This window comes from Nocardioides baekrokdamisoli (genome assembly GCF_003945325.1).
GTDB classification, from domain to species: Bacteria; Actinomycetota; Actinomycetes; order Propionibacteriales; family Nocardioidaceae; genus Nocardioides; species Nocardioides baekrokdamisoli.
In genome coordinates this window covers 2,409,940-2,429,812 of the sequence record NZ_AP019307.1, presented here as the reverse complement: position 1 = coordinate 2,429,812, position 19,873 = coordinate 2,409,940, and the positions used below count along the sequence as shown (strand labels likewise).

The window sequence follows — 19,873 nt, the reverse complement described above, 5'->3', positions numbered from 1 at the left end:
TGCGGGACAGCGCCGGGATCTCACCGGACTTCGCTGAGCACATACCGTCCTGCCGCGGGGGCAGGAACGCTGCACGGTAGCACGGAGGCGCTACTCGACCCCGAGCTCGGACAGCAACGCCACATCCCGCATCAGCGCGACGGCGTTGCGTACCACCGGCACCGCGGCAACGGCTCCGGAGCCCTCGCCGAGGCGCATGCCGAGGTCCAGCAACGGTTCCAGGCCCATCTTGGCCAGGGCGAGCGTCTGAGCCGGCTCGGTGGACCGGTGTCCGGCGGCGAACCAGGCCGCCGCACCGGGGGCGATCCGATCAGCGGTCAGTCCGCAGGCGACGGCCATCAGGCCATCCAGAAGCACAGGTACGCCCGACGCTGCAGCGGTCAGGAGGAACCCGACGCTGGCCGCAAGATCCGCCGACCCGAGCGCCTGCAAGGTCTCGACGGGGTCATTGGTCCGGGAGCCGACGCGACGGAGCGCCTGGTCGATGAGGTCGGTCTTGTGGGTCAGGGCCTGGTCGTCGATGCCGGTACCGCGCCCGACGACCTCCGAGGCAGGCAGGCCGAGGGCAGCCGCGATCAGGGCGGCGGCCGGCGTGGTGTTGCCGATCCCCATGTCACCGCTGATCAGCAGATCCGCGCCGGCGGCGATCTCCTCACGAGCGACAGTTGCGCCGGCCTCGAGGGCTGCACGGACCTCGGTCGCGCTCAGCGCATCCTCGAGGTGGAGGGCGCCCGATGACCGGCGGACCTTGTGCTTCTGCAGGGTCGCGACCACATCGGCCGGCATGTCGTCGAAGTTCTCGTCGACCCCGATGTCGAGGACGCGTACCGCCACACCGTTGGCCTTCGCCAGCGCCGACACACCGGCTTTGCCGATCAGGAAGGTACGCACCATCGCACCGGTGATCGCCGGCGGGAAGGCCGAGACGCCGTGCGCCGCGACACCGTGGTCGCCGGCGAAGATGACCAGGCGTGGGTTCTGGATCGGACGGGGCGGGACCTCGCCCTGACAGGCCGCGACCCAGACGCCGAGCTCACCGAGGCGGCCGAGCGCGCCCGGAGGCGTCGCCAGGGCGCCGAGACGCTCGTTCGCCTCGCGGCGGGCCAGGGCCGACGGGGCGGCGACGGAGGTCGGCACGTAGTCGTCAGTACGCCGGCCGTAGAGCTCGTCGTGCAGCACCGTCGTGAGCGGGGACCGGTGCCGCCAGCCGTACCGCTCCAGGTCGGGGACCTCGGGAAGGTCGTCGACCGGACCGACACACAACCACGCCACCGGGCGTACGTGCTCGGGCATGCCGACCAACTCGCGGAGGAACTCCTCGCGATAGAAGCTCACCCAACCAACGCCAACCCCTTCGGCAGTCGCGGCGAGCCACATGTTCTGGATCGCGCAGACGGTCGAGTAGAGCCCGGCGTCCGCAATCGCGTGTCGGCCAAGCACGTTCGAGCCGCCGCGGGTCGGGTCGTACCCGACCACGATCCCCAGACCGGACTCGACGATGCCCTCGATCTTGATCCGGGAGAACGTGTCAGCACGCTCGCCGTCCAAGGACGCCGCGAAGACGTCACGCTCGGAGGCGACGTGGTCGCGGAACGCGGCCAGCGTCTCGGGGTTGCGGATCACCACGAAGTCCCACGGCTGGGACATCCCGACGCTGGGCGCGGCATGGGCGGCCGAGAGCAGTCGAGTCAGCACCTCGTCGTCGACGACGGTGCCGTTGAACTCACGGCGGGTGTCGCGACGTCGATTGATGGCGTCATAGAGCCTCATGACCGGGGCCTTCGGCTGGCTCCTGCTGAACGGCCAGTTCGCCATCGGGTTCCCTTCGAGGTCAGGACCCTTCCGTGCGGGACCGTACGACCGGCCAGCGTACGCCGACCACTCTTCGCCGCACGAATTCGGTTGCCCGGGCGACCGCATTCGTACGACAGGTCTTCAGGCGAGCTTTTCGAGCAGCAGTTCGCGTACGCGAGCCGCGTCGGCCTGGCCGCGCGTCGCCTTCATGACCGCCCCGATGATCGCACCGGCGGCACCGAGGTTGCCGCCGCGGATCTTCTCCGCGACATCCGGCTGTGCCGCAAGTGCATCGTCGATGGCCGCGATCAGCGGACCGTCGTCGGACACCAGCGCCAGACCGCGCTTCTCGACGATCTCGGCCGGCGTGCCCTCGCCGGCGTACAGACCCTCGAAGACCTGACGGGCGAGCTTGTCGTTGATCGTCCGGGCATCGACGAGCGCCTGCACCTCGGCCACCTGGGTCGGGGTGATGCCGACCTCGGCCAGTTCGACGCCGGTCTCGTTGGCACGTCGAGCGATCTCGGCGGTCCACCACTTGCGCGCAGCCTGCGGCGCAGCACCAGCCGCGACGGTCGCCCCGATCAACTCGGTCGCACCGGCGTTGACGACATCACGCATCTCCAGATCGGCGAAGCCCCACTCCGCCTGCAGGCGGGCACGGCGTACCGGTGGCGGCTCCGGGAGAGTCCCACGGAGTTCCTCGACCCACTCACGACTCGGGGCGACCGGCACCAGGTCCGGCTCCGGGAAGTATCGGTAGTCCTCGGCGTCGCTCTTGGGGCGTCCGGCCGACGTGGTGGCGGTGTCCTCATGGAAGTGACGGGTCTCCTGCAGGATCGCACCGCCGGCGTCGAGGATCCCGGCGTGCCGGGACATCTCGAACCGGACCGCACGCTCGACCGAGCGCAGGCTGTTGACGTTCTTGGTCTCGGTCCTGGTGCCCAGCGTGCCGGACCCCTTCGGCGCCAGCGACAGGTTCACGTCGGCGCGGATCGAGCCCTGGTCCATGCGTGCGTCGGAGACACCGAGAGCGACGATCAGGTCGCGCAGCGCCGAGACGTACGCCTTGGCGACCAACGGTGCCTTCTCGGCGGTGCCGAGGATCGGCTTGGTGACGATCTCGATGAGCGGGATGCCGGCACGGTTGTAGTCGACCAGCGAGTGGTCGGCACCGTGGATGCGACCGGTCGCGCCACCGACGTGGGTCGACTTGCCGGTGTCCTCCTCCATGTGCGCCCGCTCGATCTCGACGCGTACGGTCTCGCCCTCGACCTCGACGTCGAGATAGCCGTTGAAGGCGATCGGCTCGTCGTACTGGGAGGTCTGGAAGTTCTTCGGCATGTCCGGGTAGAAGTAGTTCTTCCGGGCGAACCGGCACCACTCGGCGATCTCGCAGTTCAGCGCCAGACCGATCCGGATGGCTGACTCGACAGCCTTGCGGTTCACCGCCGGCATCGCGCCGGGGAGACCGAGGCACGTCGGGCAGACCTGCGTGTTGGGCTCGGCGCCGAAGCCGGTCGGGCAACCGCAGAACATCTTGGTGTTCGTGTTGAGCTCGACGTGGACCTCGAGGCCCATCGCCGGGTCGTACGTCTCGAGGACCTTCTCGAACGGAACCAAGGTCTCGGCCACCGTGTTGTTCAGAACCATCTACGCCTCCTTCGCGTACGCCGGGGCGGTGATCGGGGCGCCCCACTGCTTGGTCAGGGCCGCCTCGAGAGCGGCACCGACGCGGTAGAGGCGGGCGTCCTCGAGTACCGGTGCCAGGAACTGGATCCCGGTGGGCAGGCCGTCGTCGGCCGACAGCCCGGACGGGATGGAGATCCCGGGTACACCCGCCAGGTTGGCGGGGATGGTGGCGAGATCCTGGAGGTAGTTGGCGAGCGGGTCATCCGCCTTCTCCCCGATCGACCAGGCGGTCGTCGGAGCCGTCGGCGACACCAGCACGTCGACAGATTCGAACGCCTTCTTGAAGTCCTCGATGATCAAGGTCCGGATCTTCTGCGCCTGGCCGTAGTACGCGTCGTAGTAGCCGCTGCTCAACGCGTACGTCCCGATCAGGATGCGGCGCTTGACCTCGTCGCCGAAACCGGCGTCGCGCGAGGCCCTCATCACGTCCTCCGCGCTCGGGTCGCCCTCAGGCGTCACACGAAGGCCGTACCGCATGGCATCGAACTTGGCGAGGTTGCTCGAGCACTCAGCCGGCAGGATCAAGTAGTACGCCGCCATCGCGTGCACGAAGTTCGGCAGGCTCACCTCGACGACCTCGGCGCCGAGGCCCTTGAGGATCTCGATCGACTCGTTGAAACGCTCGACCACCGGTGCGGACCAGGCATCACCCTGGAGCTCCTTGACGATGCCCACGCGGACACCGCTCAGGTCGCCGGCAGCGCCCTGCCGGGCAGCCTCGACCAGACCGACGACCGGCGTGGTCACCGACGTCGAGTCCTTCGGGTCGTGACCACCGATCAGCTCGTGCAGCAGCGCGGAGTCCAGCACGGTGCGGGTCACCGGGCCGAGTTGGTCCAGTGAGTTCGCCAGCGCGATCACGCCGTAGCGCGACACCGAGCCGTACGTCGGCTTCACGCCGACCGTGCCGGTCATCGCACCCGGCTGACGGATGGACCCGCCCGTGTCGGAGCCGATTGCCAGTGGCGCCTGGAATGCGGCGACAGCCGCAGCCGAACCACCACCTGAACCGCCCGGGATACAGGTGTGGTCCCACGGGTTCTTCACCGGACCGTACGCAGAGTTCTCGTTCGACGACCCCATGGCGAATTCGTCCATGTTGGTCTTGCCGAGGATGGGCAGACCTGCCGCCTTGATCCTGGCGACGACGGTGCCGTCGTACGGCGGGACCCAACCCTCGAGGATCTTCGACCCGGCCGTGGTCGGCAGGCCGTGCGTGGCGAGGACGTCCTTGATCGCGATCGGGACGCCGTCCAACTCGTGCAGCGGCTCGCCCTTGAGGCGCCGCGCGTCCGAGGCAGCCGCCTGGGCGAGAGCTCCGGCAGCGTCGACGTGCAGGTACGAGTTCAGGTCGTCGTTGGTGGCGGCGATCTGGTCCAGGTGAGCCTGGGTCAACTCGACGCTGGTGACCTCGCCGGCGGCGAGAGCTGCAGCCTGCTCGGCGGCAGTGCGATGGATCCAACTCATGGTCACTCCTCCCCCAGGATGCGCGGCACACTGAAGCGCTGCTGATCGACTGACGGGGCACCCGACAGCGCCTGCTCAGGCGTCAGCGATGGCTCCACGACGTCCTCGCGGAAGACGTTCGTCATCGGGATCGGGTGCGACGTCGGGACGACATCGTCGCCGGCTACACCCTGGATCGAGGCGACGGCCTCGAGGATCACGTTCAACTGCGGGGCCAGGTGGTCGAGCTCAGCATCACTGAGGTCGATCCGGGCGAGATCCGCCAGATGGCGCACCTCGTCACGGGAAAGTTCGGGCATGCAGGGAAGCGTAGTTGGCGCTCAGCCCACGTCCCACATGGCGGCGCAGTTGTGGCACCGACACTGCTTCCCGTCCAGGACGTCGAACTGGCCCGCGGTCCCGCACTGCGGGCAGGCGATGAGGGAACGCAGCAGTGGATCGCTCAGGGCGTCATCCGCGGTCGCGTTCTCGATCCTGAGGGCGGCCTTGCGGGCAGCCATCCGCTCGCCGATCCTCAAATTGGTGATGTAGCGGGACAGCCCGGCCGCGCCGATCACGGCCGCAGCCGCAACCAGCACGATGATGAACAGTTTGTTGTCCACGTCGTCAGCCTCTCACGAGGCCGTCGTCGATCATCTGCTGGAAATGCTCCACGACCGACTCCCGGGCGGGGCGGAACTGAACACCCAACTCGCTCACGGTCCGCGAGTTGTCGAACCTCAGCGGGTAACCAGCGTTCTTCCTCATGAACTCCCGGGTCTGGCCGGCGAGCGGTGCGATCAGAATGACCGCAGCCTTCGGCGCCTCGATCAGCGGGAACGACGGTCGGTAACCGAAGGCCTTGCGCAGCGTCTTGCTGATCTTGAGCATGCTCAGCGACTCGGAGTTGGTGAGGTAGCGCCCGTGCGCCTCTGGCGTGAAGCCGGCCGCGATGTGAGCTCGGGCGACGTCGCGTACGTCCACGATGCCGAACTCGAGCCGGGCGGTGCCGGTCGCCTGGGAGTAGTCGGTGAACATCTTCATGGTCGCCATCGAGCCGGAGACGCTGACGTTGGTGAGCGCCGGGCCCAGCACGAGACCCGGGTGGATCGTGACGAGATCCCAACGGTCCTGGGCTTCGGCACGCTTCCACGCCTCCTGCTCAGCGACGGTCTTGGAATAGGAGTACGGCTGGTGCCTGAGCGAGCTCGTGGTGTTCCAGTCGGCCTCGGTGAACGCGTCCTTGCCGCGCATCTCGACGGCGTCACCGTAGATCGCCACCACCGAACTGGTCAGGACCACCCGCTTCACCGAGGCAGTGGCCTCCACCGAGTCCAGGACGTTCTTCGTGCCCTCCAGAGCGGGGCGTACGAGGTCCTCGTAGGGGTCGTTCACCTTGCCGATCAGGAAGGGCGAAGCGGTGTGGATGACCAATTCGCAGCCCTGCATGGCCTCGGTGTAACTGCCCTCCTCGAGCAGGTCAGCCTTGTGCAGGGTGAGGCGACCCGGATGCTCCTGCGCCAGAGCGTGCAGGTGCTCCAACCCGGAGGCCTTGTCGGGGTTGCGTACGGTCGCACGCACCGTCCGGCCGTCCTCCAGCAGATACCGGACGATCCAGCTGGCGACGTAGCCGCTGCCGCCGGTGACGAGGACGGGAGCGCTGGGTTCGATCGAGGTCATGCGACCCAACCTAGCAAACTGTAACTCGGAGTTACAGTGCTTCCGGTCCGCCCTCAAGGAGGCGTACGAAGCCCTCCTCATCCAGGATCGGGCGGCCCAACTCCTCTGCCTTGGCGGCCTTGGAACCGGCGTTCTCGCCGATCACCACGTAATCGGTGTTCTTCGACACCGAACTGGCGGCTTTCCCTCCGTGGGTGATGATCGCCTCCTTGACCGAGTCGCGGGTGAAGCCGTGCAACCCGCCGGTCACCACGACCGTCAGGCCAGCGAGGGTCTGCGGGATCGATTCGTCCTTCTGGTCCGCCATGCGTACGCCCGAGGCGGCCCAGCGATCCACGATGTCGACGTGCCAGTCCTCGGCGAACCATTCCCGGACGGACTCCGCGATCACCTGGCCGACGCCCTCGGTCTGGGCCAACTCCTCCACACTCGCGGATCGAACCGCCTCCATGGAACCGAACTCGGTGGCCAGCCCACGCGCCGCGGTCGGCCCGACATGGCGGATCGACAACGCGACCAGGACCCGCCACAGCGGCGTGTCCTTCGCCTTCTGGATCCCCTCGAGGAGCTTTGCCCCGTTCGCGGAGAGTTGTCGGCCCTCTTCGTCCTTCTTCGGCTCGCGGGTGAAGAGCTCCGTGCGCAGGAGATCCTCAGCGGTGACATCGAAGACGTCCGCCTCGTTGGTCACCACTCCTGCATCGAGCAGAGCGACGCCGGCCTCCCAGCCGAGCCCCTCGATGTCGAAGGCTCCGCGACTGCCGACGTGGTTGAACCGCTCCCGCACCTGGGCAGGGCAGAACTGGTGGTTGGGACACCGCAGGTCGCGATCGCCCTCCTTCTGCTCGACCAGCAGCGTGTGGCACGTCGGACACTCGGTCGGCATCACCCACTCGGCCAGCCCCTCGGGGCGCAGCGCGAGCACCGGCCCGACGATCTCCGGGATCACGTCGCCCGCCTTCCGGAGGATCACGGTGTCGCCGGGGCGTACGTCCTTGCGCTTGACCTCGTACGAGTTGTGCAGCGTCGCCATCTCGACGGTGGAGCCGGCAACCTTCGTCGGCTCCATCACGCCGAACGGTGTCACTCGACCCGTCCGGCCCGTGTTGACATAGATGTTGAGGAGCCGGGCGTTGACCTCCTCGGGCGGGTACTTCCACGCAATCGCCCAGCGCGGAGCGCGCGAGGTCGACCCGAGCTGACGTTGCAGCGCAACCTCGTCGACCTTGACCACGACCCCGTCGATCTCATGCTCGACGTCATGGCGGTGCTCGCCGTAGTGGGCGATGAACTCCTGCACCGCCGCCAGATCGGGGACGACCTTGAAGCGCTTCGACGTCGGAAGGCCCCAGGCCTTCATCGCGGCATAGCCCTGCGACTGGGCGGTCGGCTCGAACCCGCGGCGCGCACCGATGCCATGACAGACCATGTCGAGCGCGCGGCTCGCGGTCACCCGCGGATCCTTCTGCCGCAGCGACCCCGCAGCCGAGTTGCGCGGGTTCGCGAACATCGGTTTGCCGGCTTCCGACAGTGACAGGTTGAGCGCCTCGAAGGCCACCAACGGGAGGAACACCTCACCGCGGACCTCGACCAACGCCGGGACCGGGAACTCCTCGGTCGCGGTCAGGCGGTGCGGGATCGACGCGATCGTCATCACGTTCGGGGTGACGTCCTCGCCGGTGGTGCCGTCGCCGCGGGTCAGAGCCCGGACCAGACGGCCGTCCTCGTAGAGCAGATTGATCGCAAGACCGTCGACCTTGAGCTCGCACAGCAGCGCGGGTGCAGCACCGGTGTCGCGTTCGACGCGGGCGTGCCAGGCAGCCAACTCCTCCTCGGTGAACGCGTTGTCGAGCGACTCCATCCGCTGGAGGTGGTCCACGGCGGTGAATTCCGTGGCGACTGCGCCGCCGACTTTCTGGGTCGGCGAGTCCGGCGTACGCAGCTCGGCGAACTCCGCCTCGAGCGACTCCAACTCACGCATGCGGACGTCGAAGTCAGCGTCGGCGAGGGTCGGGTTGTCCAGGACGTAGTAGCGGTAACGCGCGTCCTCGACCTCCTCGCTGAGCAAGCGGTGTCGCTGGCGGGCATCCTCAACGGCGGTCACAGGGGCATTCTGCCAAGGTCCACCGACATTTCGCCGAGGACCTGTTGACATGAAACGAAACCGTTTCGTACTCTCTGATGGAACGAAACGGTTTCGTACCAAGTAGGCGGCACACATGGTGGAAGTTCGACAGCGACCAAGGGTCGAGGGCGATCGCGAGGACGAGATCCTCGAGGCGACCATCGACCTCCTCGTGGCGGTCGGGTACGACCGACTCACGATGGATGCGGTCGCCAAGCAGGCGAAGGCGTCCAAGGCCACGCTCTACCGCCGCTGGGAGTCGAAGGCTGCTCTCGTGATCGACGCGCTGGTCAAGGCGAAGGACATGCCGAACCCTGCGATCCCGGCGACCGGCACCCTGCGGGGCGACCTCATCGAAACCTTCTGCGGCCACACCGGGATCGCCAACTCTCGCGCCGCCGAGGTCATGGGCGCTGTCCTGACCGCCACCCACACCGACCCCGATTTCGCGACGACCTTCCGCGAGAGGTTCATCGGCCCCAAGCTCGCCGTCACCCAGGCGATCTACCGGGCCGCCGTCGAACGCGGAGAGGTCTCTCCCGACATCGACCTCGAGATCATCGGCCCCGCCCTCGCAGCGATCGTGCTGCACCGCTCGTACCTGCTCGGTGAAGTCCCGACGAGCGAACTCGTCACCCGCGTCATCGACCACGTGATCCTTCCGGCCGCCACCTTCGGCGCACCGGTCCAGACCCGCTGAACCCCCTCCGAAAGGCAGCGACATGACAGACACCGCAACCGTGGCGGCACCGGAGGAATCCGGAACCGCCAACAAGCACCTGGGACTTGCCCTCCTGGTCATCTGTGCCGCGCAACTGATGGTGGTGCTCGACTCGACGATCGCCAACATCGCGCTCCCCCACATCCGCGACGACCTGCACATCTCCCAGGGCAACCTGCAGTGGGTCGTCACCGGGTACGCCCTCGCCTTCGGCGGTCTGCTGCTCCTCGGCGGTCGCGCCGGCGATCTCTACGGACGCCGCAAGGTCTTCGTCATCGGCCTCACCCTCTTCGCCGTCGCGTCGGCGCTGGGTGGGTTCGCCCAGAACGAGGGCATGCTCCTCTCGTCCCGTGCGCTCCAGGGCGTCGGGGCAGCACTGGCCTCCCCCACCGCGCTCGCTCTGATCACCACGAACTTCCCGGCCGGTCCGCTGCGCAACCGCGCCTTCTCGATCTTCGCGATGCTCTCCGGCGTCGGGGCGGCGATCGGCCTCCTGCTCGGCGGCTGGCTTACCGGGTTGGACATCGGCAGCGTCCACGGCTGGCGGCTGACGTTCTTCATCAACGTCCCGATCGGGTTGGTGGCGGCCTTCCTGGCAACCCGCGTACTCGCGGAGTCGGAGAAGAGCCGCAACAGCCTCGACGTCTTCGGCGCCCTCACCGTCACCCTCGGGCTCGTCTCGATCGTGTACGGCGTGGAGCACGGCGGCGTCCCGGACACCAGCGGACACACACACTGGGGGTCGGGCGAGACGCTCGCCTTCCTGATCGTCGGAGCCGCTCTACTTGTTGCGTTCTTCGTCGTCGAACGACGCATGAAGCACCCGCTCCTTCCGATCCGGATCCTGACCAACCGGACACGCGGAGTCGCATTCACGACCATGTTCATCGTGCCGGCCGCGATGTTCGCGATGTTCTACTTCCTGTCCCAGTTCATCCAGAACGTGATGGGCTACTCGCCGCTGCAGGCAGGCCTGGCATTCCTGCCGTTCCCGTTCGCGATGGTGTTCGGCGCCGTCATCTCCTCGAAGCTGGTCGCGAAGGTCGATCCCCGATTCATCTCCGGCACCGGCACCGCGCTTGCCGGCCTGTCGCTGTTCATGTTCAGCCGACTGCACGTGAATGACTCCGCGGCCAACCTCGCCGACCTGACCCACCGCTGGGTCGGTGGTGGCATGTCACCGGTGTACGTCGACGGCGTGAACTACTGGACGCAGATCTTCCCGTACATCGCTGTGATGGCGTTCGGCATGGCTCTGACGTTCATCCCGATGATGCTCACCGCGTTGCACGGTGTCGACGAGCGGGACGCGGGTGTCGGCTCGGGCGTGCTCAACACCGCTCAGCAGCTCGGTGGTGCCCTGGGGCTCGCCATCCTGTCGACCATCGCCGTGAACGCGATCACGTCCAAGGCCAACGCGCTCGTCGCCCAGTTGCCCGCTGGTCACGGGGCCGCTCTGACGCCAGCACAAATGACCGTCTCCCCGGTCGGTCAGGCGGCGTTCACGCACGGCTCCACGACGGCCTTCCTGGTCGGCGCGTTCATGATGTGGGGCGCCTCGGCTCTGCTGTGGATCGTGCTCAATGTCAAGCACTCCGAGATCCAGGGCGATCACACCGCACCCGGCGCGATGGCGTGATCCAGCACGACTGAGTACGCGGCGTTCGCCCTCCGGGGCGGGCGCCGCGTCGTCGTTGTGGGCTGCCTGTTGTTCACCTACGACTTCACCGATCGCTCTATGCCTCGGTGAGATCCGTGCCTACGATCGAGCAGAGCGCCCGATCTCGGCGGCGCCATTCACAGAGGGAGCACTGACATGGCCGACTGGGCAGCTGACGTCAAGATCTACCGTCCGGATGCGGACGACGCCGCGATCGCGGGTCTGGAGAAGAACTACCGCTTGGTGATGACCGATGCGGACTCGCGCTACGTCGCACTGTCCGACGCCGAGGAGCGCGCGACCGTCAAGGCCAACTTCCTCACGAAGAAGCTGGGCCTGGAGCTGTCGGACGCTGACGCCGACGCCGACCTTGACGAGGTCGCGGAGACGATGAAGGCCGACCGCACCAAGTCGCGTATCACGGTCTACTACTTGCTGGCGGAGAAGTACGGAAAGCTCGGCCTCTTCAGCTGATCGCGTCGATCAACTCAGCGCAGCGGCGCTCGTCCTCAACTGGGCGAGCGCCGTTCGCGCGTACGCAGGGCTCGCACCCGCCAGGCCGCAGGTCGGCGTCACGATCAGTCGAGGACCGAGCTCCTCGGGGTCGAGTCCCAGCATGTCCAGCCACCTGAGCACTGAGGTCACGACCTGCTTGTCGCTGATCGTGGCGTCGAGGCTCGGCACCACGCCCAACGCCACCGTCTCCCCCGCCTCGAGTGCGGTGGCGAGCACGTCGTGATCGGCAGGCGACATCAGGCTCAGGTCCACCGACAGGCCGCGTGCGCCGGCACCGCGGACGAGCGACCAGGGCGTACGCGGTGCGCAGCTGTGCACCCAGGGTTCGGCACCTTCGGCGGTGACCGCACCCAGGACGATTTCGAGAAGCGCAGAGGCCTCCGGAAGGTCGACCGAGCGGTGTCGTCCGTACCCCGACGCCGTCGGGATCGCGCCGGCAAGCACTCCGGCCAGCGAGGGCTCATCGACCTGGACGACGAGCCGGGTGATGCCGCGCACGCGCTTGTGTACGTCGTGGATGTGGCTGGTCAGGCCGTCGGCCAGTGCTTCGGCGAGCTCGCGACGCGCTCCGTGATCAGCGAGGAGGCGGTCCCCGCGAGGGCGCTCCACAGTCGCGGCCAATGTCCACGGTCCGGTGACCTGGACCTTGAAGGCTCCGGTGTAGTCCTGCGTCTGTTCCTCCAGGACGTCGAGGTCCTGCGCCAACCGGCTCTGCGCTCGCCGCTGATCGCGGCCCCGGCCCCCTGCGGTGCCGGTGAGTCGCCACCCGGCCGGTTGGAGGTCGGCGTCCAGGTCGACCAGTGCGAGCGCACGCCCGATCATGTGCGCGCCCGCACCACGCGCGGGAAGTTCCGGCAGGTACGGCAGCTCGGGGAGCTCGCCGAGGACGACCCGGATCGATTCGGCGATGTCCTCACCGGGCATCGAGCCGATACCGGTCGCGATCGTCACTGCGACACCCGACGAGTGGACGCGATCGTCGCGGAACCCACGACCCGCGTGCCGTCGTAGATCACGGCTGCCTGACCCGGGGCAATCCCGTACGCGACGTCGTGCAGGTCGATCTCCACCGACGGTTCGTTGGTTGAGCTCGAAACCGTGATCCTCGCTCGGTGTTCGTCACCGTGCGCGCGGAGTTGGACCGAGCCGTCGAGGGTGGTCGGTGCAGATCCTGCCCACAGCGGACGGATCCCGGAGATGTGGTCGATCGCGAGGTGTTCCTTCGGGCCCACGGTGACGGTCCCACTGACCGGCTCGATGTCGAGCACGAACCGGGGCCTGCCGTCCGCCGCCGGAACCCCGATCCGCAGGCCCTTGCGCTGACCGATCGTGAATCCGACCGTGCCGGTGTGCGTACCGAGCTCAACTCCGGACTCGTCGACGATTGACCCACCCGTGTTGGGCTGACGTTCGCCCAGCTTCTCCTTCAGCCAACCGGCATTGTCGCCGTCGGCGACGAAACAGATGTCGTGGCTGTCCGGCTTGTCGGCGACCAGCAGGCCGCGGCGAGCCGCCTCCTCGCGGACGAGCGGCTTCGGAGTGTCGCCGAGCGGGAAGAGCGAATGCTTCAACTGGTCCTGGGTGAGCACGCCGAGGACGTACGACTGGTCCTTGGCCTGGTCGTTGGCGCGGTGCAGTTCGACACCGTCCGGGCCGTCCTTGAGGACCGCGTAGTGCCCGGTCGCGACTGCGTCGAAGCCGAGGTTCAGCGCTCGGTCGAGTACCGCGGCGAACTTGATCTTCTCGTTGCACCGCAGGCAAGGATTGGGCGTACGCCCGGCGGCGTACTCGTCCATGAAGTCGACGACCACGTCCTCGTGGAACCGGTCGCTGAGGTCCCAGACGTAGAACGGGATGCCGATCACGTCTGCGGCGCGGCGGGCGTCGTTGGAGTCCTCGATCGTGCAGCACCCGCGCGCACCGGACCGGTAGGACGCCGGGTTGCGGGAGAGCGCCAGGTGGATGCCGGTGACGTCGTGCCCGGCCTCGACGGCGCGGGCCGCGGCGACGGCGGAGTCGACTCCGCCTGACATTGCCGCGATCACTCTCATAACGCAGGCAAGCCTACGGGCGTGGCTACTGGTGCCGAAGTCGGCGAACGGCGTCGGCCGCGGCCGCGACGGCGCGCTCGATGTCGTCTGCCCTCGTGGTGCGCCCAAGACTGAAACGCAGGCTCGAACTGGCGTCCGACTCGGAGCGGCCCATCGCCAGCAGGACGTGCGAGGGCTGGGGCACTCCGGCGGTACAGGCCGACCCCGTAGAGACCTCCACGCCCGAGGCGTCGAGCAGCATCAGCAGGTCATCGGAACCGCAACCGGGGAAGGTGATGTTGGCATGGGTCGGGAGGCGGTCCGAACCGCCGTTGAGCGTCGCGTCCGGGACCGACGCCAGGATCCCGGCGACCAGGTGGTCGCGCAGCGCGCCGACCCGTGCGGCGAAGGTGGACTGGTCCGCCACTGCGGCTTCGACGGCCACCGCGAAGGCCCCGATGGCCGGCGCATTCATCGTGCCGCTGCGGGCTCGCTCCTGGGCACCTCCGTGCGCAAGTTCAGTGAGGGCGAGGCCGCGCCGTGCGAGAAGGGCGCCCACCCCGATCGGCCCGCCGAGCTTGTGACCGGACACCGTCAACGCGTCCAGGCCCGACGCCCCGAAATCGACCGGTACCGATCCGACCGCCTGGACGGCATCCGAATGGGTGAGCACCCCCGTCGTCCGGGCGGCGTCGACCAGGTCCTCGATCGGCTGGAGCGTGCCGGTCTCGTTGTTGGCCCACATCAGGCTCGCGACAGCGACGTCCGGCCCGAGGAACGGCATATGGATGTCCGGTCGGCCGTCGCCGTCAACCGGAATCTCATCAACCTCGAAGCCCTGCGCCGAGTGCAGCCAGTGCGCCGGATCCAGGATCGCGTGGTGCTCGACAGCACTCACCACGACTCGGTTGCGGGCCGGATCGGCGGCCCGCGCAGCCCAGGCCATTCCCTTGATCGCGAGGTTGTCCGACTCCGTCCCCCCGGAGGTGAAGATCACCTCGGTCGGGTGCGCTCCCAGAGCCGCCGCGACCTGTTCACGACTCTCCTCGACAACACGGCGCGCGGCACGTCCCGAGCCGTGCAAGGAGGCCGAGTTGCCCACCTGACCCGACAACTCGAGCAACGTCTGTAGCGCCGCCGGAATCATCGGCGTGGAAGCGGCGTGATCGAGATAGACACGGGTCATGGCGTCGCCCAGCGTACGGCGCGATGCCGATTAACCCGGCGTTCAACTGCGGCCCGTACGTTCGCCGCGTGATCGAGGACCTGCGTGCGTACATCGACAGCCTCAACATCGACGGTCACCACATCGGCGACGACCACGACGACGACCCGATCCTGATCGACCGGCACGGCAACGCCGTCGACACCTGGCGGGAGAACTACCCGTACGAGGAACGGCTCGACCGTCACGTGTACGACATCGAGAAGTACCAACTGCAGGTCGAGCTGATCAAGTTCCAGAACTGGCAGCAGAAGACCGGCGCTCGACACGTGATCGTCTTCGAAGGTCGCGATGCAGCCGGCAAGGGCGGCACGATCAAGCGCTTCATGGAGCACCTCAACCCGCGGTACGCGCGCACGGTGGCGCTGGTGAAGCCGACCGAACGCGAACGGACGCAGTGGTACTTCCAGCGGTACGTCAACCACCTGCCGGCCGCGGGCGAACTCGTCCTCTTCGACCGGAGTTGGTACAACCGGGCCGGAGTCGAGCGTGTGATGGGCTTCTGCTCCGACGACGAGTACGAGACCTTCATGGAGCAGGCTCCACGCTTCGAGAAGATGTTGATCGAGTCCGACATCCACGTGACGAAGTTCTGGTTCTCGGTGACGCAGTCGGAGCAGCGCACGCGGTTCATCATTCGTCAGATCGACCCCGTACGGCAGTGGAAGCTGTCGCCGATGGATCTGGAATCACTCGACAAGTGGAGTGCGTACACCTCTGCCAAGGAGGAGATGCTCTACCGCACCGACTCCAAGACCGCGCCGTGGACGACGATCAAGTCCAACGACAAGAAACGTGCGCGGCTGAGCGCCATGCGCTACTTCCTCTCCACCGTCGAGTACGACGGGAAGGACCACTCGGTCGTCGGTCAACCCGATCCCCTGATCGTCCAGCGCGGCAAGTCCGCCATCGGCGACTGACCGGCTCGGCGCGACGCTCTCGGCGCCGCACGGAATACCGTGGTCCCATCCGCACCGGATCGGCTCCGCACCTGGAGGACAAATGATCGTCGATTGCGCCCACTACGTGGACGGCCAACGCCAGGGCTCCGGTCCGATGGACCTGCACGACGCCTCGACGTTGTGCCAGGCGGAGGGGTTCAGTTGGCTCGGTCTCCTCGAACCCACTCCCGATGAGCTGAGCCGCGTACGCGAGGCCTTCAACCTGCACGAGCTCGCCGTCGAGGACGCGCAGACGTTCCACATGCGCCCCAAACTGGAGGCGTACGACGGGGACGTCCAACTCGTCATCCTGCGTACGGCCCGGTACGACGACGCCACCGAGGAGATCGACTTCGGTGAGATCAGCGTGTTCCTGGCTCCGACGTTCGTGATCACCGTCCGGCAGGGCATCGCGAGCGAACTGCATGAGGCGCGGCTGCGTCTCGAGCAGCGACCGGAACTGCTCAGGGCCGGCCCGGCCGCCGTGCTGTGGGCAATCCTCGACCATGTGGTCGACGACTACGGGCCGGTCGTCGCCGGTCTCGAGAACGACATCGACCAGCTCGAGGCGACCGTGTTCTCCGGCAGCTCAGCTCCGACTGAACGGATCTACTCCCTGCGTCGGGAAGCCACGGACTTCTATCGCGCCGTGCACCCGTTGATCGCGGTCATCAACGGCCTTCAACGCGCGATCGAGGACGGGGTTCTGCAGCCGTACCTGCGCGACGTCGGTGACCACCTGGCCCTGATCAACGATGAGGTCGCGGCCCAGCGGGACCTGCTCAGCACCATCCTCGACGCAAACCTGTCGGTGATCTCGGTCGAACAGACACGGGTCGGCGTACGCCAGAACGCCACCATGGAACGGCTCACGGTCCTGGCGACCGTGTTCCTGCCGTTGACCTTCATCACCGGCTTCTTCGGACAGAACTTCTCGTGGCTCGTCGAGAACGTCACGGGGCTCTGGGCGTTCCTGATCCTCGGCCTCGGCGGCCTGATCGTGCCGCTGGTCGCACTCTGGGTCTGGCTCCGCAAGGACTCCTCGCACCCGTGATTCTTCTCTGACGCGTCAGAGAAGAATCAGATCGTCGCGGTGGACGACTTCGCGTACGCCCTGGGCCCCGACGAGATCGGCAAGCTCCTCGGCGTCGTAGTTGACCAGGCCTCGGGCGATGGCGACCCCGTCGGGCCCTTCGACGGCGATCGGGTCGCCGGCCACGAAGGAACCGCGTACGCCGATCAGCCCGGCGGCCAGCAGGGATGCGCCGCGTTCGACGAGGGCGCGGGCAGCCCCGGCGTCGACGGTCACGGTGCCGAGTGTCTCGGTGGCGTGGGCCAGCCAGAGCAGTCGCCGGGGTCGGCGGCGTCCGGCTGCATGGAACAGCGTGCCGACCGGCTTCCCGACGAGCGCATCTGCGGCGTCATCGGCGGCGGCAAGGACCACCGGGATCCCTGACGAGCACGCGATCCGGGCGGCGTCGAGTTTCGTCACCATGCCACCGGTGCCGACACCGGCAGCCCCGACCGAGCCGACCTCGACCTCGAGGGCGTCGATGTCGGCGACCTCGGCGATCCGGGTGGCACCGGGTGTGGCAGGAGGCGCGTCGTAGAGCCCGTCGATGTCGCTCAACAGCACGAGAAGATCCGCACTGACCAGGTGCGCGACCAGCGCGGCGAGCCGATCGTTGTCACCGAACCGGATCTCCGAGGTGGCGACGGTGTCGTTCTCGTTGACGATGGGGAGTACGCCCAGGTCCAGCAACGTGGACAGCGTCTGGGTGGCGTTGCGGTAGTGAGCACGCCGGGAGACGTCATCCACGGTCAGCAGGACCTGACCGGCGACGAGGCCGTGGCGAGCGAGTTCCTCGGTGTAGCGGTGGACCAGGAGGCCCTGCCCGACCGAGGCTGCGGCCTGCTGGGCCGCCAGGGCCTTCGGACGTGCCGACAGGCCCAGCGGAGCCAGACCGGCAGCGATCGCACCGGATGACACCAGCACCACCTCGATGCCACGGGCGCGTACGTCCGCCAGCACATCGACGAGGCGAGAGACCCGCTCGGGATCGATGCCGCCAGCGGCGGTCGTCAGTGACGACGAACCGACCTTGACGACCACACGGCGGGCGTCGAGAACCTCACTACGCGTCATCGCGGCCGTCCCAGTCGGGGTCGTCCTCCGAGCCGATCACATAGCTGGTGGGGCCGACCTCGACCGATTCTGCGGCCTGTTCAGCATCCAGCCGACGGGCCACATCGGCGCGGGTCTCGGTCTCGGCACGGGTCGGCATCAACGCGTCGATCTCCTTGCGACGGGTCGCAGCCGGGCGCTCCTCGTAGAAGCGCTGGTCCTCGCCACGACGACCGAGCATCTCGGCACCAGCCTGGACCGACGGCTTGAAGTCGAACACAACGGCGTTCTCGGGAGGCCCGATGATGACGGTGTCGCCCTCGTCGGCGCCGAGCTCGAGGAGCCGCGCCTCCACTCCGAGACGATCGAGCCGGTCGGCCAGGTAGCCGACCGCCTCTTCATTGCCGAAGTCGGTCTGACGCACCCAGCGCTCCGGCTTGTCGCCGCGTACGACGAAGCCGTCGGCGGTCGGCGTGATCGTGAAGTCCTTGCCGCCGGTGACACTGGCGGGGCGAAGCACGATCCGCTGTGCGGGAGCCGCGTCCGGGTTCTCCACGCGCGCGGCGGTGACCAGTTCGGCCATCGCGAAGATGAGTTCCTTGGTGCCCTCGGTGGAGGCGGCCGAGATCTCAAAGACGCGGTAGCCCTGCGCCTCGATGTCGGCGCGGGTGATCTCGGCCAGGTCCCGCCCATCGGGGACATCGATCTTGTTCAGCGCAACGAGCCGGGGGCGGTCCTCAAGACCTCCGTAACGCGCCAGCTCGTTCTCGATGACCGCGAGGTCGTCCACCGGGTTGCGCCCGGGCTCGATCGAGGCGGCGTCCACGACGTGTACGAGCGCGGCACAGCGTTCGATGTGGCGGAGGAACTCGTGTCCGAGGCCACGTCCCTCCGCAGCACCCTCGATGAGGCCCGGGACATCGGCGACGGTGAAGACCATGTCGCCGGCGCGTACGACCCCGAGGTTGGGGACGAGCGTGGTGAAGGGGTAGTTGGCGATCTTCGGGCGGGCCCGCGAGATGGCGGCGATCAGCGACGACTTGCCGGCGCTGGGGAAACCGACCAGACCGATGTCGGCCACGACCTTGAGTTCAAGGCCGATCTCCCGCTCCTCCCCGGGCTCGCCGAGGAGGGCGAAGCCGGGCGCCTTCCGCTTGGAGTTCGCCAGCGCAGCGTTGCCGAGGCCACCGGCGCCGCCCTGGGCGACGACGAGTTCGGTACCGACGCCGATCATGTCGGCCAGGACGTTGCCCTGCATGTCGGTGACGACGGTGCCCTCGGGCACCGAGAGGACGATGTCGGCACCCCGGCCACCGTTGCGGAAGTCACCCGCCGCCTGGCCGCCGTTGGCTGCCTTGCGCTTGGGGCTGTGGTGATAGTCGATGAGGGTGGTCACGTCGGGGTCGACCCGCAGGATCACGGACCCTCCGGTGCCCCCGTTGCCACCGTCGGGACCACCGAGCGGCTTGAACTTCTCCCGGTGCACTGACGCGACGCCGTGCCCGCCACGACCGCCCGCCACATGCAGCGTGACGCGGTCGACGAAGGTGGGCACTGCCATGAGGTCAGCCTCTCAGGTGGGTGGGAAAAACACGAAGGGCGCCCCAAAACGGGACGCCCTTCGGACAAACTCGAAGTCGTCAGTTCACTCCGGAACGACGATGTTCACAACACGGCGACCACGCTTGGTGCCGAACTCGACCGCACCGGCGGCCAGCGCGAACAGCGTGTCGTCGCGACCGATGCCCATGTTGGCGCCCGGGTGGAAGTGCGTACCACGCTGGCGGACGATGATCTCGCCGGCGTTGACCGTCTGGCCGCCGAAGCGCTTCACGCCGAGGCGCTGAGCGTTCGAGTCACGACCGTTCTTGGAGGACGATGCGCCCTTCTTGTGTGCCATTGTTCAGTCCCTCTGGATCTC

At 67.6% G+C, this 19,873-nt stretch carries 18 protein-coding genes; 5 read left to right on the top strand and 13 right to left on the bottom strand.

What is annotated here, in order from left to right; genetic code table 11:
- Positions 1–90: 90 nt before the first annotated feature.
- The 7 genes from cobT to ligA form a co-directional block, all read right to left on the bottom strand.
- The gene (cobT, locus tag KCTC_RS15070) at positions 91–1,770 is read right to left on the bottom strand and encodes a nicotinate-nucleotide--dimethylbenzimidazole phosphoribosyltransferase (RefSeq protein ID WP_231998716.1); all 1,680 of its coding nucleotides are present in this window, start codon (positions 1,768–1,770) and stop codon (positions 91–93) included.
- A 165-nt stretch (positions 1,771–1,935) separates the two neighbouring features.
- A complete protein-coding gene (gene gatB, locus KCTC_RS11870) occupies positions 1,936–3,447 on the bottom strand; it encodes an Asp-tRNA(Asn)/Glu-tRNA(Gln) amidotransferase subunit GatB (protein WP_125569459.1) in 1,512 nt (503 codons plus the stop codon).
- A complete protein-coding gene (gatA, locus tag KCTC_RS11865) occupies positions 3,448–4,953 on the bottom strand; it encodes an Asp-tRNA(Asn)/Glu-tRNA(Gln) amidotransferase subunit GatA (protein ID WP_125569458.1) in 1,506 nt (501 codons plus the stop codon).
- Between the two features lie 2 nt (positions 4,954–4,955).
- Positions 4,956–5,252 carry an Asp-tRNA(Asn)/Glu-tRNA(Gln) amidotransferase subunit GatC gene (gene gatC, locus KCTC_RS11860; protein WP_125569457.1) on the bottom strand — a complete coding sequence of 99 codons (297 nt, stop codon included), beginning with the start codon at positions 5,250–5,252 and terminating at the stop codon, positions 4,956–4,958.
- A 21-nt stretch (positions 5,253–5,273) separates the two neighbouring features.
- Positions 5,274–5,555, bottom strand: coding sequence for a hypothetical protein (locus KCTC_RS11855; protein ID WP_125569456.1), 282 nt, complete (start codon positions 5,553–5,555; stop codon positions 5,274–5,276).
- 4 nt (positions 5,556–5,559) lie between these two features.
- Positions 5,560–6,612 (bottom strand): NAD-dependent epimerase/dehydratase family protein, encoded by a 1,053-nt coding sequence (locus tag KCTC_RS11850; protein ID WP_197715189.1) that lies wholly within the window; start codon positions 6,610–6,612, stop codon positions 5,560–5,562.
- 31 nt (positions 6,613–6,643) lie between these two features.
- The gene (gene ligA / locus KCTC_RS11845) at positions 6,644–8,764 is read right to left on the bottom strand and encodes an NAD-dependent DNA ligase LigA (protein ID WP_125569455.1); all 2,121 of its coding nucleotides are present in this window, start codon (positions 8,762–8,764) and stop codon (positions 6,644–6,646) included.
- Between the two features lie 64 nt (positions 8,765–8,828).
- Between ligA and KCTC_RS11840 the strand changes: the two genes are divergently transcribed.
- The 3 genes from KCTC_RS11840 (at position 8,829) to KCTC_RS11830 (ending at position 11,589) form a co-directional block, all read left to right on the top strand.
- On the top strand, positions 8,829–9,434 hold the full coding sequence (locus KCTC_RS11840; RefSeq protein ID WP_125569454.1) for a TetR/AcrR family transcriptional regulator: 606 nt from the start codon (positions 8,829–8,831) through the stop codon (positions 9,432–9,434).
- Positions 9,435–9,456: 22 nt separating this feature from the next.
- Positions 9,457–11,094 carry an MFS transporter gene (locus tag KCTC_RS11835; RefSeq protein WP_125569453.1) on the top strand — a complete coding sequence of 546 codons (1,638 nt, stop codon included), beginning with the start codon at positions 9,457–9,459 and terminating at the stop codon, positions 11,092–11,094.
- A 177-nt stretch (positions 11,095–11,271) separates the two neighbouring features.
- Entirely contained in the window at positions 11,272–11,589 is a 318-nt protein-coding gene (locus tag KCTC_RS11830; RefSeq protein ID WP_125569452.1) for a DUF2853 family protein, read from the top strand.
- Positions 11,590–11,598: 9 nt separating this feature from the next.
- Here the strand turns inward: KCTC_RS11830 and KCTC_RS11825 are convergent, their stop codons facing one another.
- The 3 genes from KCTC_RS11825 to KCTC_RS11815 are packed head-to-tail and all read right to left on the bottom strand — an operon-like array spanning position 11,599 to position 14,847.
- Positions 11,599–12,582: a uroporphyrinogen decarboxylase/cobalamine-independent methonine synthase family protein gene (locus KCTC_RS11825; RefSeq protein ID WP_231998715.1), complete on the bottom strand. Its 984-nt coding sequence runs from the start codon at positions 12,580–12,582 to the stop codon at positions 11,599–11,601.
- The gene (gene mnmA, locus KCTC_RS11820; protein ID WP_125569451.1) at positions 12,579–13,682 is read right to left on the bottom strand and encodes a tRNA 2-thiouridine(34) synthase MnmA; all 1,104 of its coding nucleotides are present in this window, start codon (positions 13,680–13,682) and stop codon (positions 12,579–12,581) included. Before mnmA ends, KCTC_RS11825 begins: the two co-directional genes overlap by 4 nt.
- A 25-nt stretch (positions 13,683–13,707) precedes the next feature.
- Positions 13,708–14,847: a cysteine desulfurase family protein gene (locus KCTC_RS11815; RefSeq protein WP_125569450.1), complete on the bottom strand. Its 1,140-nt coding sequence runs from the start codon at positions 14,845–14,847 to the stop codon at positions 13,708–13,710.
- A 68-nt stretch (positions 14,848–14,915) separates the two neighbouring features.
- Between KCTC_RS11815 and ppk2 the strand changes: the two genes are divergently transcribed.
- Together ppk2 and KCTC_RS11805 are read left to right on the top strand one after the other, a co-directional pair.
- Entirely contained in the window at positions 14,916–15,806 is an 891-nt protein-coding gene (gene ppk2, locus KCTC_RS11810) for a polyphosphate kinase 2 (RefSeq protein ID WP_231998714.1), read from the top strand.
- 82 nt (positions 15,807–15,888) lie between these two features.
- Entirely contained in the window at positions 15,889–16,881 is a 993-nt protein-coding gene (locus KCTC_RS11805; protein WP_125569448.1) for a magnesium and cobalt transport protein CorA, read from the top strand.
- A 15-nt stretch (positions 16,882–16,896) separates the two neighbouring features.
- Here the strand turns inward: KCTC_RS11805 and proB are convergent, their stop codons facing one another.
- The 3 genes from proB to rpmA form a co-directional block, all read right to left on the bottom strand.
- Positions 16,897–17,973, bottom strand: coding sequence for a glutamate 5-kinase (gene proB, locus KCTC_RS11800; protein ID WP_125569447.1), 1,077 nt, complete (start codon positions 17,971–17,973; stop codon positions 16,897–16,899).
- Entirely contained in the window at positions 17,963–19,513 is a 1,551-nt protein-coding gene (gene obgE / locus KCTC_RS11795) for a GTPase ObgE (protein WP_174233049.1), read from the bottom strand. Before obgE ends, proB begins: the two co-directional genes overlap by 11 nt.
- Before the next feature lie 84 nt (positions 19,514–19,597).
- On the bottom strand, positions 19,598–19,852 hold the full coding sequence (gene rpmA / locus KCTC_RS11790) for a 50S ribosomal protein L27 (protein WP_125569446.1): 255 nt from the start codon (positions 19,850–19,852) through the stop codon (positions 19,598–19,600).
- Positions 19,853–19,873 lie beyond the last annotated feature (21 nt).

What these genes read in the sequence shown, in the direction of transcription:
- obgE (WP_174233049.1), bottom strand. Translation starts at nt 19,513, where the DNA reads ATGGCAGTGCCCACCTTCGTCGACCGCGTCACGCTGCATGTGGCGGGC.
- gatC (WP_125569457.1), bottom strand. Translation starts at nt 5,252, where the DNA reads ATGCCCGAACTTTCCCGTGACGAGGTGCGCCATCTGGCGGATCTCGCC.
- mnmA (WP_125569451.1), bottom strand. Translation starts at nt 13,682, where the DNA reads ATGAGAGTGATCGCGGCAATGTCAGGCGGAGTCGACTCCGCCGTCGCC.
- KCTC_RS11805 (WP_125569448.1), top strand. Translation starts at nt 15,889, where the DNA reads ATGATCGTCGATTGCGCCCACTACGTGGACGGCCAACGCCAGGGCTCC.
- cobT (WP_231998716.1), bottom strand. Translation starts at nt 1,770, where the DNA reads ATGAGGCTCTATGACGCCATCAATCGACGTCGCGACACCCGCCGTGAG.
- rpmA (WP_125569446.1), bottom strand. Translation starts at nt 19,852, where the DNA reads ATGGCACACAAGAAGGGCGCATCGTCCTCCAAGAACGGTCGTGACTCG.
- gatA (WP_125569458.1), bottom strand. Translation starts at nt 4,953, where the DNA reads ATGAGTTGGATCCATCGCACTGCCGCCGAGCAGGCTGCAGCTCTCGCC.
- KCTC_RS11850 (WP_197715189.1), bottom strand. Translation starts at nt 6,612, where the DNA reads ATGACCTCGATCGAACCCAGCGCTCCCGTCCTCGTCACCGGCGGCAGC.
- KCTC_RS11815 (WP_125569450.1), bottom strand. Translation starts at nt 14,847, where the DNA reads ATGACCCGTGTCTATCTCGATCACGCCGCTTCCACGCCGATGATTCCG.
- KCTC_RS11835 (WP_125569453.1), top strand. Translation starts at nt 9,457, where the DNA reads ATGACAGACACCGCAACCGTGGCGGCACCGGAGGAATCCGGAACCGCC.
- KCTC_RS11840 (WP_125569454.1), top strand. Translation starts at nt 8,829, where the DNA reads ATGGTGGAAGTTCGACAGCGACCAAGGGTCGAGGGCGATCGCGAGGAC.
- gatB (WP_125569459.1), bottom strand. Translation starts at nt 3,447, where the DNA reads ATGGTTCTGAACAACACGGTGGCCGAGACCTTGGTTCCGTTCGAGAAG.
- proB (WP_125569447.1), bottom strand. Translation starts at nt 17,973, where the DNA reads ATGACGCGTAGTGAGGTTCTCGACGCCCGCCGTGTGGTCGTCAAGGTC.
- KCTC_RS11830 (WP_125569452.1), top strand. Translation starts at nt 11,272, where the DNA reads ATGGCCGACTGGGCAGCTGACGTCAAGATCTACCGTCCGGATGCGGAC.
- ligA (WP_125569455.1), bottom strand. Translation starts at nt 8,764, where the DNA reads ATGTCAACAGGTCCTCGGCGAAATGTCGGTGGACCTTGGCAGAATGCC.